Here is a 14336-nt window from a genome sequence, read left to right as displayed (position 1 = left end):
GGTGCCTCGGTGTCAGTCAACATCGGGCAGTCTAGTACGATTCGCAGACGGACCAGAATCCCCTTGCTGCAGAACAGACCCCGTGGATCAACACCGTGATCACCGGCGCTGCCGGCAAACCGGCCCTTGGGTCATCGACCTGCCTGCCGGAGCGTACCGCTGGTGCGGCTGCGGCCGTTCCCGCACCGCGCCCTTTTGCGAGGCCAGACCAGCCGCCGAGTGCCACACCGCACGCGACTTCACCATCACCGGACGCGTGCGTACGGTCTGGCTATGCCGCTGTGGCCTGTCCGCGAAGGCGCCGTACTGCGACGGCCGCCACCACCGCCTCCGGACCTGAACCCCGCCGATCAGCTCGAGCTGCGCATATGCCGCCGGCACGGCCCACGGTCTTCACACGGCGCCGACGCCCGACTCGCCGGTGCGGATCCGCACGGTCTGCTCGAGATCGTAGATAAAGATCTTGCCGTCCCCGATCTGGCCCGTCTTGGCCGATTTGAGGATGGCCTCGACCGCCTTGTCCACCATCTCCGGCGCAAGGGCGACCTCGATCTTGATCTTCGGCAGCAGATCGACCGTGTATTCGGCGCCACGATAAAGCTCGGTATGGCCTTTCTGGCGGCCGAAACCGCGGACCTCGGTCACCGTCATGCCCTGCACGCCGATGTCGGCCAGTGCTTCGCGCACGGCATCGAGCTTGAAGGGCTTGATGATGGCGATGAGCATTTTCATGACACTGCAACTCCTGCGGATTCGCGCGCGAGTGTAGGACTCTGCTTGCGAAAAGTCGAAACATCGGCAAGTGCGCCGGCAACGATCGCCGGCTTGTGCAGTACCGGGATCGGCCGCACACCGTCCATGCCGGCTCCATCCCTCGCCGCGTCAGTCCAAGACAGACGAAAGGCCCTGGCGCGAAGCCAGGGCCCGATCATGGATGCCCGACGGGGCAGGCGGCGTGTTATTCCTCGCCGCCCTCCTCCGCTGCATCCTCGCTGCCGCCTTCGGCATCATCGTCACCGCTGGCATCGACCGCTGCGGCGCGTGCGGCGAGACGTTCGCCGGCGCTGGCTTCAAAGCTACCGCCGCTGCGATTGAGCGCAGAAGCCTGCAGCTCGGCGAGCAGGCTGCCACCGCGCGCCTTGCGCCGCTGCTCGTGATAGGCGAGCCCGGTGCCCGCTGGAATGAGCCGGCCGACGATGACGTTCTCTTTCAAGCCACGGAGCTCGTCGCGCGAGCCACGCACCGAAGCCTCGGTGAGCACACGCGTGGTCTCTTGGAACGAGGCCGCCGAAATGAACGACTCGGTGGACAGGCTCGCCTTGGTGATGCCCAGCAGCAGGCGTTCGAATTTGGCCGGGCGCTCGCCCTTGGCCACTAGGCGCTTGTTCTCGGCCAACACCTGGAAAACCTCGACCTGCTCGCCCTGCAGGAACTTGCTGTCGCCCGGATCGGTGATCTCGACCTTGCGCAGCATCTGCCGCACGATCACCTCGATGTGCTTGTCGTTGATCTTCACGCCCTGCAGGCGATAGACATCCTGGATCTCCTTGACCAGGTAGTTCGCCAGCGCGACGACGCCCTGCAGCCGGAGAATGTCGTGCGGGCTCGGCTCGCCGTCCGAGATGATTTCGCCTTTTTCGACGGACTCACCCTCGAACACACGGATCTCGACCCACTTCGGCACCAGGATCTCGACCTCGTTGCCATCGGCCTCGACGATCTTGATCCGCTGCTTGCCCTTGGTACCGGCGCCGAACTTGATCGTACCCGTGGTCTCGGCGAGCACTGCCGGTTCCTTGGGTTTGCGCGCCTCGAACAGATCGGCGACGCGCGGCAGACCACCGGTGATGTCGCGCGACTTCGACGCCTCCTGCGGAATGCGGGCGATGACTGCGCCGACCTTGACTTCGTCACCATCCTCGACGGTGACGATGGCCTTGGGCGGCAAGGTGTAGGCCGCCGGGATGTCGGTACCGGCAAAGGTCAGCTGCTTGCCTTTGGCATCGACCAGCATGATCGTCGGCTTGAGATCCTTGGCCGATGCGCCACGCGTCTTCGGATCGGTGATGACCAGGGTGGAGACGCCGGTGAGCGGGTCGGTCTCGCGGTTGACCGTCAGGCCCTCGACGAAGTCCTGCATCTTCACGAAACCGCCGAGCTCGGTGACGATCGGGTGCGTGTGCGGATCCCACTTGGCCAGACGCTGGCCGGCGTTGACCTCATCGCCATCCTTGACCAGGATCGTCGCGCCGTAGGGAATCTTGTAGCGCTCGCGCTCGCGGCCGTTGGCATCGATGATGCCGATTTCACCCGAACGCGAAACCGCGACCAGATTGCCCTCGGAATTGACGACGGTCTTGATGTTGTGCACACGCACCGTGCCCGCAGCGCGGGCATCCACGCCATCGGCAGAGGCGGCACGCGAGGCGGCGCCACCGACGTGGAAGGTGCGCATCGTCAGCTGCGTGCCCGGTTCGCCGATCGACTGCGCGGCGATGACGCCGACCGCCTCGCCGATGTTGACGAGATGGCCACGCGCGAGGTCGCGCCCATAGCACTTGGCACAGACACCGAACGGCAGCTCGCAGGTGATCGGCGAACGGACCCAGATCTCGTCGATCGAATTCTTCTCGAGGATGTCGGCCCACTTCTCGTCGATCATCGTGCCGGCCGGAATCACGACCTCGCTGGTGCCCGGCTTGTGGGCATCGCGCAGCACGACACGACCGAGCACGCGGTCACGCAGGGCCTCGAGCACGTCGCCGCCTTCGACGATCGGCATCATCAACAGACCTTGCTCGGTGCCGCAGTCCTCGGCGGTCACGACGACGTCCTGGGCGACATCGACCAGGCGGCGGGTGAGGTATCCCGAGTTTGCGGTTTTGAGCGCGGTATCGGCCAGACCCTTGCGCGCACCGTGCGTCGAGATGAAGTACTGCAGGACGTTCAGGCCCTCGCGGAAGTTCGCGGTGATCGGTGTCTCGATGATCGACCCGTCCGGCTTGGCCATCAGCCCGCGCATGCCGGCGAGCTGGCGGATCTGCGCCTGCGAACCACGGGCGCCCGAGTCGGCCATCATGAACACCGAGTTGAACGACGGCTGCTTCACTTCCTTGCCGTCGCGGGTCTTCACCGTCTCGGTGCCGATCTGCGCCATCATCGCCTTGGAGATGTCGTCATTGGCACGCGACCAGATGTCGATGACGCGGTTCTTGCGCTCGCCCTGCGTGGTCAAACCCTGGTTGTACTCGGCGTCGACCTCTTTCACCTTGGCCTCGGCCTGGGCGAGGATGCTCGCCTTCTCCGGCGGGATCATGATGTCGTCCAGACAGAAGGAAATACCCGCCTTCGTCGACATGCGGAAACCCGTGTACATCATCTGGTCCGCGAAGATCACCGTCTCCTTGGTGCCGCAGCGCCGGTACACGTAATTGATGACGCGGGAGATTTCCTTCTTGGTCAGCGTCTTGTTGATGACCGAGAACGGCACCCCGGCGGGCAGGATCTCCGACAGCAGGGCGCGACCGACGGTCGTCTCGGTGAGACGGACCACTGGCTGGCCATCCTCGGTGTAGTCCTTCAGACGCACCTTGATTCTGGCCTGCAGATCGACCTCGCGGTTCTCGTACGCGCGGTGCACCTCGGCAACGTCGGCAAACACCATGCCTTCGCCTTGCGCGGCGATGCGCTCGCGCGACATCCAGTACAGACCGAGCACGACGTCCTGCGACGGCACGATGATCGGATCACCCGAGGCCGGCGACAGGATGTTGTTGGTGGACATCATCAGCACACGCGCTTCCAGCTGCGCCTCGAGCGACAGCGGCACGTGGACGGCCATCTGGTCGCCGTCGAAGTCGGCATTGAACGCCGTGCACACCAGCGGGTGGAGCTGGATCGCCTTGCCTTCGATCAGCACCGGTTCGAAGGCCTGGATCCCCAGACGATGCAGCGTCGGCGCGCGGTTGAGCAGCACCGGATGCTCCTTGATGCACTCTTCGAGCGCATCCCAGACGGCTGGCTCTTCGCGCTCGACCATCTTCTTCGCCGCCTTGATCGTGGTGGCGATGCCCAGGCGCTGCAGGCGCGAGAACACGAAGGGCTTGAACAGCTCGAGCGCCATCTTCTTCGGCAGACCGCACTGGTGCAGTTTCAGCGTCGGGCCGACCACGATGACCGAACGGCCCGAGTAGTCCACGCGCTTGCCGAGCAGGTTCTGGCGGAAGCGGCCCTGCTTGCCCTTGATCATGTCGGCGAGCGACTTGAGCGGACGCTTGTTGGTGCCGGTGATCGCGCGGCCACGGCGGCCGTTGTCGATCAGCGCATCCACCGCTTCCTGCAGCATGCGCTTTTCGTTGCGGACGATGATGTCGGGTGCAGTCAGCTCGAGCAGACGCTTGAGGCGGTTGTTGCGGTTGATGACGCGTCGGTAGAGATCGTTCAGATCCGAGGTCGCGAAGCGGCCACCATCGAGCGGCACCAGCGGACGCAGATCGGGCGGCAGCACTGGCAGCACGGTCAGAATCATCCACTCCGGGCGGTTGCCGGACTGGATGAAGTATTCGATCAGCTTGAGACGCTTGGCGAGCTTCTTGATCTTGGTTTCCGAGTTGGTGCTGTTGAGCTCCTCACGCAGCTTCACGGCCTCGGTCTGCAGATCGATGCTCTTGAGCAGATCGTGGATCGCCTCGGCGCCCATGCGGGCGTCGAAGTCATCCCCATACTGCTCAACCGCATTGAGGTAATCCTCTTCGGTCAGTAGCTGACCGCGCTCGAGCGGCGTCAGGCCCGGATCGACGACGATGTGCGCTTCGAAATACAGCACCCGCTCGATCGCGCGCAGCGGCATATCGAGCAAAAGACCGATACGGGACGGCAGCGACTTCAGAAACCAGATGTGCGCAACCGGCGAGGCCAAGTCGATGTGCCCCATGCGCTCGCGGCGCACCTTGGCGACGGTCACCTCGACGCCGCACTTCTCGCACACCACGCCGCGATGCTTGAGACGCTTGTATTTGCCGCACAGGCACTCGTAGTCCTTGATCGGCCCGAAGATCTTGGCGCAGAACAGGCCGTCACGCTCCGGCTTGAACGTGCGGTAATTGATCGTCTCCGGCTTCTTGACCTCGCCGTAGGACCAGGAACGGATCGTTTCCGGAGAGGCAAGGCCGATGCGGATCGCATCGAAGTCTTCGGCCTCTTCCGGGTTACGGATCAGGTTGAACAAATCTTTCATGATGACTCCCGATATTCCTGAGCCGATGTCGGTTTACTGGTTCTGTTCCAGCTCGATGTTCAGGCCGATCGAGCGGATTTCCTTGACCAGCACGTTGAACGACTCCGGCATGCCCGCGACCATGCGGTGATCGCCATCGACGATGGCCTTGTACATCCGCGTGCGGCCGTTGGTGTCGTCCGACTTCACGGTGAGCATCTCCTGCAGTGTGTACGCAGCACCGTAGGCTTCGAGCGCCCAGACTTCCATTTCGCCGAAGCGCTGGCCGCCGAACTGCGCCTTACCGCCGAGCGGCTGCTGGGTGACCAGCGAGTACGGACCAGTCGAGCGCGCGTGCATCTTGTCGTCGACGAGATGGTTGAGCTTGAGCATGTACATGTAGCCAACGGTGACCGGGCGCGCGAACGGCTCTCCGGTGCGGCCGTCGATCAGCTGCGCCTGACCACTGCGCGGCAGTCCGGCAAGCTCGAGCAGTTCCTTGATCTCATCTTCGGTGGCCCCGTCGAACACCGGCGTGGCCACCGGCAAGCCATCGGTCAGGTTCTTGGCCAGATTGACGATTTCCTCGTCGGTCAGTTCATCGAGCGCGACGCTGGCCACCCCCTTGCCGGTCTTGTTGTAGACCTTGTCGAGGAATTTGCGCAGCTCGGCAACGGCGCGCTGCTGGCGCAGCATCTCGTCGATCTTGCGGCCGATGCCCTTGGCCGCCCAGCCCAGATGGACTTCGAGCAGCTGGCCGATGTTCATGCGCGACGGCACACCCAGCGGATTGAGCACGATATCGACCGGTGTGCCATCCTCGAGGTGCGGCATGTCCTCGACCGGGACGATCTGCGAAATCACGCCCTTGTTGCCATGGCGGCCGGCCATCTTGTCGCCCGGCTGGATCCGCCGTTTGACCGCCAGGTACACCTTGACCATCTTGAGCACGCCGGGAGACAGCTCGTCGCCGGACTGGATCTTGCGCTTTTTGTCCTCGAAGCGCTTGTCGAACTCCGTCCGCATGTCTTTGAGCTGCTTGTTCGCCGCCTCGAGCTGGCTCTGCGCGGCATCGTCAGCCAGCCGGATCTCGAACCACTTTTCACGCTCGATCGACTCCAGATACGCCGCATCGATCTTGCTGCCCTTCTTGAGCTTGTTCGGACCGCCATCGGCGATCTTGCCGAGCAAGAGCTTGCGCAGACGATCGTAGATGTCGTCTTCGAAGATGCGCTGCTGATCGGCGAGGTCCTTGCGTACCGCCGCGAGCTCGGCTTCCTCGATCGCGAGTGCGCGCTTGTCCTTCTTCACGCCCTCGCGTGTAAACACGCGCACGTCGATGACCGTGCCATCCATGCCGGCTGGCACGCGCAGCGAAGTGTCCTTCACGTCGGAGGCCTTCTCGCCGAAGATCGCGCGCAGCAGCTTTTCCTCAGGCGTGAGCTGGGTCTCGCCCTTGGGCGTCACCTTGCCGACCAGCAGGTCGCCGGCCTTGACCTCGGCGCCGATGTAAACGATGCCCGATTCGTCGAGCTTGCGCAGCGCGGCTTCGTTGACGTTCGGGATGTCTGCGGTGATTTCCTCCGGCCCGAGCTTGGTTTCGCGCGCGACGCAGGTCAGCTCCTCGATATGGATCGTCGTGAAACGATCCTCCTCGACCACGCGCTCGGAGATCAGGATCGAGTCTTCGAAGTTGTAGCCGTTCCACGGCATGAACGCGACCAGCACGTTCTGGCCCAGCGCCAGCTCGCCGAGATCCGTGGACGGACCGTCGGCGATGACGTCGCCGCGCGCGATCTTGTCGCCTGGCTTGACGATCGGCCTTTGGTTGATACAGGTGTTCTGGTTGGAACGGACGTATTTGACGAGGTTGTAGATGTCCACGCCGGCCTCGCCGGGGACGGTTTCGTCGTCATTGACGCGCACGACAATGCGCGCGGCGTCGACTTTTTCGACGACCCCGCCGCGCTTGGCCTGGATGGCATTGCCCGAGTCCACCGCGACACGGCGTTCGATGCCGGTGCCCACGAGAGGTTTTTCGCTGCGCAGCGTTGGCACCGCCTGGCGCTGCATGTTCGATCCCATCAGCGCGCGGTTGGCGTCGTCGTGCTCGAGGAACGGGATCAGTGCGGCAGCGACCGACACGATCTGGCGCGGCGAGACGTCCATGTACTGGACCTTGTCGGGCGTCATCATCGTGAACTCGTTCTGGAAGCGCACCGAGACCAGCTCCTGCTTGAACCGCCCCTTGGCGTCCAGCTCGGAGTTCGCCTGCGCGATCACGTAGCGGCCTTCCTCGATCGCCGACAGATACTCGACTTCGTCGGTCACCCTGCCATCGACGACCTTGCGGTACGGAGTTTCGAGGAATCCATACTCGTTGGTGCGCGCATAGCAGGCCAGCGAGTTGATCAGGCCGATGTTCGGACCTTCCGGCGTTTCGATCGGGCAGACGCGGCCGTAATGCGTCGGATGCACGTCGCGGACCTCGAAACCTGCGCGCTCGCGCGTGAGCCCACCGGGTCCGAGTGCGGACACACGCCGTTTGTGCGTGACCTCGGACAGCGGGTTGTTCTGGTCCATGAACTGCGACAGCTGCGAGGACCCGAAGAATTCCTTGATCGCCGCGGACACCGGCTTGGCGTTGATCAGATCCTGCGGCGTCAGGTTCTCGGCCTCGGCCAGCGCGAGCCGCTCGCGCACGGCGCGCTCGACGCGCACCAGTCCGGTGCGGAAGACGTTCTCGGTCATCTCACCGACCGCGCGGATGCGGCGATTGCCGAGGTGGTCGATATCGTCGGTCTGCTGTTCGCCGTTACGGATCGCGATGATCTCGCGGATCACGTCGACGATGTCCGAATATTCCTTGCCGTATTTGGCGAACAAATCCTTGGAGAAATCGTCGGTGAGCCGCGAGAACAGCTCGCCGTCGTACACCACACCCGGACCTTCGACGGTATCGCGGCGCAGACGGCGGTTGAACTTCATGCGCCCGACCGCGGACAGGTCATACTTCTCCGGCGAGAAAAACAGGCCGTGGAACAGCGCCTCGGCCGCATCCTTGGTCGGCGGCTCGCCCGGACGCATCATGCGGTAGATCTCGACGAGCGCCTCGAGGCGGGTCTTCGTCGGATCGATGTTCAGCGTCGTCGAGATGTACGGACCCTTGTCGACGTCGTTGACGTACAGCGTCGGGATCTCCTTGATGCCGCACTCGCGCAGCTTCGCGAGCAGATTCGCGGTCATCTCGGTGTTGGCGGTGACGATGACTTCGCCATCCTTGCTGACCAGATCGCGGGCAATGATCTTGCCTTCGAGGTAGCTGTCCGGCACGTGCAGGCGCTTCAAGCCAGCATCGGCGATCAGCTTGATGTGCCGCGCGGTGATCAGCTTGCCCTGCTCGACCAGCACCTTCTTGCCGTCGGTGATGTCGAACTGCGCCTTCTCGCCCTTGAGCCGCTCCGGGATCAGTTCCAGGCTTGCGCCTTCGTCCTCGAGGCGGAACACATTCTGCTCATGGAACAGCGCGAGCATTTGCTCGTTGGTGTAGCCCAGGGCACGCAGCAGGATCGTCACCGGCAGCTTGCGGCGACGGTCGATGCGCGCGAACAGGTTGTCCTTGGGATCGAACTCGAAGTCCAGCCAGGAGCCGCGATAGGGAATGATGCGCGCCGAGTAGAGCAGCTTGCCCGAGCTGTGCGTCTTGCCCTTGTCGTGGTCGAAGAACACGCCCGGCGAGCGATGCAACTGGGAGACGACGACGCGCTCGGTGCCGTTGATGATGAACGTGCCGTGCTCGGTCATCAGCGGCATTTCGCCGAGATAGACCTCCTGCTCGCGCACATCCTTGACCCGCTTTTCCTTCGACTCGCGATCGAAAATCACCAGCCGCACGGTCACCTTCAGCGGCGCCGCGTAGGTCATGCCGCGCACACGGCATTCCTTCTCATCAAAGGGCGGTTCGTCGAAACGATATTTGACGAACTCAAGCCGCGCGGAGCCGTTGTACGCCTCCATGGGGAACACCGACTTGAACGAGGCCTGCAGCCCCGTGTCGCGCCGCTTCGACGGCTGGACGTCCGCCTGTAGAAACTGCCGGTAAGACTCGATCTGGGTCGCCAGCAGGTAGGGAATTTCCAGCGTCTCCTTCAGCTTGCTGAAGTCCTTGCGGATGCGCTTTTTCTCGGTGAACGAGTAGGCCATGAGTCACTCCGGACCGTGTAACAGCGTGATTCGTGATTGGAGATTCGTGGACTTTGCGCCGCTGGAATCACCAATCACCAGTCACCCATCGCGAAAAACGAAACCTGGCCAGGGGCCCAAAGCCCCCGGCCAGTGTCAGCCTGCAAGACCGCGTAGCGTCGGCAACTTACTTCAGCTCGACCTTGCCGCCGGCTTCTTCCAGCTTCTTCTTCATGTCTTCGGCGGTCTTCTTGTCGACACCCTCCTTGACCGTCTGCGGCGCGCCCTCGACCAGGTCCTTGGCTTCCTTCAGACCCAGACCGGTCAGCTCGCGCACGACCTTGATGACGCCCACCTTCTTCGCCGCATCGATGCTGGCGAGGACGACCGTGAACTCGGTCTTCTCCTCGGCCGGTGCCGCGGCAGCTGCGGCCGCCGGGCCGGCAGCGGCAACCGCAACCGGGGCAGCGGCGGTGACGCCGAACTTTTCTTCCATCATCTTGACCAGCTCGACCACATCCATCACGGACATGTTCGCAATCGCGTCAAGAATTTCTTCCTTCGTAGCAGCCATGTTTCATTTACTCCGATAAAGTGTGGGTAGCCTGCAATCCAAAACAGGAATCCCGATGCGAAAGGCCTACGCCGCGCCCTTTTGATCCGCCACGGCCTTGACCGTGCGGACGAACTTGGCGGTGGGTTCGGCCAAGGTACGAACGAACTTGCCGATGGGCGCCTTCATCGTGCCCATGAGCATGGCAAGCGCCTGCTCCTTCGTCGGCAATGTGGCCAGACGGTCGAGATCCTTGGCCCCATAGAGGGTGCCGCCGACCGCGACGGCCTTGACGACCATCACTTCGTTTTCCTTGACGAAGTCCTTGATCAGGCGACCGACCGCACCCGGATCCTCGAGCGAGAATCCAAGCACGATCGGCCCCACCAGCGCGGGCTTGAGGCACTCAAATGCCGTGCCCTCCACGGCACGCCGGGCCAGCGTGTTCTTCACCACGTGCAGATAAACGCCGCTCTGGCGGGCTTTTGCACGCAGCTGGTCGAACTTGCCGGCCGGCAGACCGCGGTACTCGGTCACGACGGCCGAGAGCGCGCGCTTGGCGACTTCGTTGACTTCCGCAACCAGGGCTTTCTTGTCTTCCAGCTTGAGCGCCATCAGAACTCCTAGTCGCTTCTTCCATAAATGGGCCCGCCACCCTGCGGCGACGAACCCGCCTTTACGGTGTTGCCACCGTCTGCGTATGCGGCCTTGCGGCCTTTAATGTCCGGGCCAACCACGCCCTTCCCACATACGGTCTTCGACGTGGGGTTGGCTTGCGCCACCACACTTCGAATCACATCCGGCGGGAGCGGCCAGGCCGTCCCGCCATCACCATCACTCCGGCAGGCTCGCGACGTCGACGCGCACGCCGGGCCCCATCGTCGTCGACAGGGTCAGCTTCTTGATATAGACACCCTTCGACGACGCCGGCTTGGCCTTGCGCACGTCGCGAACGACGGCGATCAGGTTTTCCTTGATCTGCTGCGGCGTGAAATCCGCCGCGCCGATCGAGCAGTGCACGATGCCGGCCTTGTCGGTGCGGAACTTGGCCATACCCGCCTTGGCGTTCTTGACGGCCTCGCCGACGTTGGGGGTGATCGTCCCCGTCTTGGGGTTGGGCATCAGGCCGCGCGGACCGAGCAACTGGCCAAGGCTACCGACGACGCGCATCGCCGCGGGCTCGGCGATCACCACCTGGTAGTTGAGATCGCCCGCCTTCATCGCCGCGGCGAGATCTTCCATGCCGACCGCATCGGCACCGGCCGCCCTCGCCTCCTCGGCCTTGGCGCCCTGCGCGAACACGGCGACGCGCACGCTCTTGCCCGAGCCATGCGGCAGGATCGTCGAACCGCGCACGTTCTGGTCGGATTTCTTGGCATCGACGCCGAGGTTGATCGCAACGTCCACCGATTCCCGGAACTTGGCCGTCGCGCACTGCTTGACCAGCTCGATGGCCTGGTCGAGATCGTAGCTCTTGCCCGGCTGGATCTTGCCGGCGATGGCGCGCTGCCGCTTGGTGAGTTTCTTGACACTGTTCGCCATGGCTTACTTCTCCACCACTTCGACGCCCATGCTGCGGGCAGAACCGGCGATCAGGCGGCAGGCCGCCTCCAGGCTGCCGGCATTGAGGTCCGCCATCTTCAGCTTGGCGATTTCCTCGATCTGCTTGCGCGTGATCTTGCCGACCTTCTTGGTGTGCGGCGTCGGCGAGCCGGACTCGATGCCGACCGCCTTCTTGATCAGCACGGTCGCCGGCGGCGTCTTGGTGATGAACGTGAACGAGCGGTCCGAATAGACCGTGATCACGACCGGAATCGGCATGCCCGGTTCCAGCTTCTGGGTTGCCGCATTGAACTCCTTGCAGAACGCCATGATGTTGACGCCGGCCTGGCCGAGCGCAGGGCCGACCGGCGGCGCCGGATTGGCCTTGCCTGCAGGAATCTGCAGCTTGATGTACGACGTGACCTTCTTTGCCATGGACTACTCCAAAGTGGGTGCGAACGCTCGACTTTCAGGCGAGCTCCCCGGTGATGTGCCTCGATCCTTGCCGACCGAGACTCAAGCCTTCTCGACTTGTGAGAACTCCAGCTCCACGGGCGTCGAACGCCCGAAAATCAGAACCGCGACGCGCAGGCGGTTTTTGTCGTAATTGACCTCTTCGACGACACCGCTGAAATCGGCGAACGGACCTTCCTTGACGCGCACCGCCTCGCCGGGTTCGAACAAGGTCTTGGGCCGCGGCTTCTCCACCGACTCGGTGACGCGGTTGAGGATGCGCTCGGCCTCCTTCTCGGAAATCGGCGCCGGCTTGTCGGGCGTGCCACCGATGAAGCCCATCACCTTGGGCGTGGACTTGACGAGATGCCAGGTGTCCTCGTCCATCTCCATCTGCACGAGCACATAGCCGGGGAAGAACTTGCGCTCCGTGGTGCGCTTGACGCCGTCCTTGATCTCGACGACTTCTTCGGTGGGCACCAAGATCTCGCCGAACTTGTGCTGCAACCCGGCCCGCTTGATGCGCTCCTTGAGCGCCTTCATCACGCTGTTCTCGTACTGAGAATAGGCATGCACGACGTACCACCGCATCGCCATGGTCTCAGCTCCCCCGGCCAGTGAGTGTTTCAACGCCCCACAGGAGCACCGAATCCAAGCCCCACAACAGCAGGGCCATGATCAGCACGACGACCGCGATCATCAGCGTGGCCTGCACGCTCTCCTGGCGGGTCGGCCAGACGATCTTGCGCAGCTCGATGCGCGAGCCGACGACATAACCCCACAGCGTCTTGCCGGCGGCCGTCTGGTAAGCCAGCACCAGCCCGGCGGCCAGGCCACCGAGCAGCATCAGCGTGCGCACCAACGCGTTGAACCGGGCCTCGAAATAGTAAAAAGCGAACATACCACCGAGCAGCGCGCCGGCGGCCACGGCCAGCAGAACCGTATCCCGGCGCGAAGAGGCGGGTTTTTGTTCAGAGGTTTGAACGTCCATGAAGTCGTTCCGGCACCGCCGGTGCTGACGCCGCACGGGTGGCAGGGCGGGAGGGTTTCGAACCCCCAACCTGCGGTTTTGGAGACCGCCGCTCTACCAGTTGAGCTACCGCCCTAGCGCGCACTGCGGAAAGCCAAAAAAGGGGCGCGGATTTTAGGGAATCCGCGCCCGCAAGTCAAAAAGCTTCGACCGTCGGAGAAACCCGCTTAAGCCAGGATCTTGGTGACGACGCCGGCGCCGACGGTGCGGCCGCCCTCGCGGATCGCAAAGCGCACGCCTTCCTCCATCGCGATCGGGCTGATCAGCTCCACCGTCATCTGCACGTTGTCGCCCGGCATCACCATCTCCTGCTTGAACTCCACCGTCCCCGTCACGTCCGTCGTGCGGAAGTAAAACTGCGGACGATACCCCTTGAAAAACGGCGTGTGCCGACCACCCTCCTCCTTCGTCAGCACGTACACCTCGCCCTCAAACTTCGAGTGCGGGTTGATCGAGCCAGGCTTGCACACCACCTGCCCGCGCTCCACCTCTTCCTTCTTCGTACCACGCAGCAAAAGACCCACGTTGTCGCCCGCCTGCCCCTGGTCCAGCAGCTTGCGGAACATCTCAACACCCGTCACCGTCGTCTTCTGCGTCGGACGAATGCCCACAATCTCCACTTCGTCGCCCACCTTGATCACACCGCGCTCAACACGCCCCGTGACCACCGTGCCGCGACCCGAAATCGAAAACACGTCCTCGATCGGCAGCAAGAACGGCTTGTCAATCTCCCGCACAGGCTCCGGAATCCACGTGTCAATCGCGTCGTACAGCTCCTCGATCTTCGCCACCCACTCCGGCTCGCCCGCAATCGCCTTGGTCGCAGAACCCCGGATCACCGGCGTGTTGTCACCGTCAAATCCGTACTTGTTCAGCAAATCCCGCACTTCCATCTCGACCAGGTCGAGCAGCTCCGCGTCCTCCACCAGGTCGCACTTGTTCAGCCACACCACGATCTTCGGCACGTTCACCTGCTTGGCCAGCAGCACGTGCTCGCGCGTCTGCGGCATCGGACCGTCCACCGCCGATACCACCAAAATCGCACCGTCCATCTGCGCCGCGCCCGTGATCATGTTCTTCACAAAGTCCGCGTGCCCAGGACAGTCCACGTGCGCATAGTGACGGTTCGCCGTCTCATATTCCACGTGCGACGTCGCAATCGTCAGAATCTTCGTCGCATCACGACGACCCTGCGCCTCCGACGCCTTCGCCACCTGGTCGTACGGCACGTACGTCCCACCGTACTTGTCCGCAGACACCTTCGTCAGCGCCGCCGTCGTCGTCGTCTTCCCATGGTCCACGTGCCCAATCGTCCCCACGTTCACGTGCGGCTTCTTGCGTTCAAACTTTTCCTTTGCCAT

11 protein-coding genes and 1 tRNA gene are annotated in these 14336 nt (G+C 63.3%); 1 reads left to right on the top strand and 11 read right to left on the bottom strand.

Annotated features, from left to right (window positions below):
- Position 1 precedes the first annotated feature (1 nt).
- The gene (locus BMZ48_RS13360) at positions 2-340 is read left to right on the top strand and encodes a CDGSH iron-sulfur domain-containing protein (RefSeq protein ID WP_366450390.1); all 339 of its coding nucleotides are present in this window, start codon (positions 2-4) and stop codon (positions 338-340) included.
- 53 nt (positions 341-393) lie between these two features.
- Here the strand turns inward: BMZ48_RS13360 and BMZ48_RS08110 are convergent, their stop codons facing one another.
- From BMZ48_RS08110 to tuf, 11 genes are all read right to left on the bottom strand, one after another.
- Positions 394-732, bottom strand: coding sequence for a P-II family nitrogen regulator (locus BMZ48_RS08110; protein ID WP_091533678.1), 339 nt, complete (start codon positions 730-732; stop codon positions 394-396).
- Positions 733-958: 226 nt separating this feature from the next.
- Positions 959-5236: a DNA-directed RNA polymerase subunit beta' gene (rpoC, locus tag BMZ48_RS08105; protein ID WP_091533676.1), complete on the bottom strand. Its 4278-nt coding sequence runs from the start codon at positions 5234-5236 to the stop codon at positions 959-961.
- A 33-nt stretch (positions 5237-5269) separates the two neighbouring features.
- Complete coding sequence (gene rpoB, locus BMZ48_RS08100) at positions 5270-9418, bottom strand: DNA-directed RNA polymerase subunit beta (RefSeq protein ID WP_091533674.1); 4149 nt, start codon at positions 9416-9418, stop codon at positions 5270-5272.
- A 166-nt stretch (positions 9419-9584) separates the two neighbouring features.
- Positions 9585-9971, bottom strand: a complete 387-nt coding sequence (gene rplL / locus BMZ48_RS08095; RefSeq protein WP_091533672.1) for a 50S ribosomal protein L7/L12 — start codon at positions 9969-9971, stop codon at positions 9585-9587.
- A gap of 66 nt (positions 9972-10037) precedes the next feature.
- Positions 10038-10565 carry a 50S ribosomal protein L10 gene (gene rplJ, locus BMZ48_RS08090; RefSeq protein WP_091533670.1) on the bottom strand — a complete coding sequence of 176 codons (528 nt, stop codon included), beginning with the start codon at positions 10563-10565 and terminating at the stop codon, positions 10038-10040.
- Between the two features lie 219 nt (positions 10566-10784).
- On the bottom strand, positions 10785-11492 hold the full coding sequence (rplA, locus tag BMZ48_RS08085) for a 50S ribosomal protein L1 (protein ID WP_091533668.1): 708 nt from the start codon (positions 11490-11492) through the stop codon (positions 10785-10787).
- Between the two features lie 3 nt (positions 11493-11495).
- Positions 11496-11927: a 50S ribosomal protein L11 gene (rplK, locus tag BMZ48_RS08080; protein ID WP_091533666.1), complete on the bottom strand. Its 432-nt coding sequence runs from the start codon at positions 11925-11927 to the stop codon at positions 11496-11498.
- Positions 11928-12008: 81 nt separating this feature from the next.
- Complete coding sequence (nusG, locus tag BMZ48_RS08075; protein ID WP_091533664.1) at positions 12009-12542, bottom strand: transcription termination/antitermination protein NusG; 534 nt, start codon at positions 12540-12542, stop codon at positions 12009-12011.
- 4 nt (positions 12543-12546) lie between these two features.
- On the bottom strand, positions 12547-12936 hold the full coding sequence (secE, locus tag BMZ48_RS08070; RefSeq protein WP_091533661.1) for a preprotein translocase subunit SecE: 390 nt from the start codon (positions 12934-12936) through the stop codon (positions 12547-12549).
- Positions 12937-12975: 39 nt separating this feature from the next.
- A tRNA-Trp gene (locus tag BMZ48_RS08065) sits at positions 12976-13051 on the bottom strand.
- A 91-nt stretch (positions 13052-13142) separates the two neighbouring features.
- Positions 13143-14336, bottom strand: coding sequence for an elongation factor Tu (tuf, locus tag BMZ48_RS08060; protein WP_091533659.1), 1194 nt, complete (start codon positions 14334-14336; stop codon positions 13143-13145).

The organism is Fontimonas thermophila (assembly GCF_900113085.1).
In the GTDB taxonomy this organism is placed as follows: Bacteria; Pseudomonadota; Gammaproteobacteria; order Nevskiales; family Nevskiaceae; genus Solimonas; species Solimonas thermophila.
Note: the sequence above shows the minus strand (reverse complement) of the source record. Positions and strands in the feature narration are given on the sequence as shown.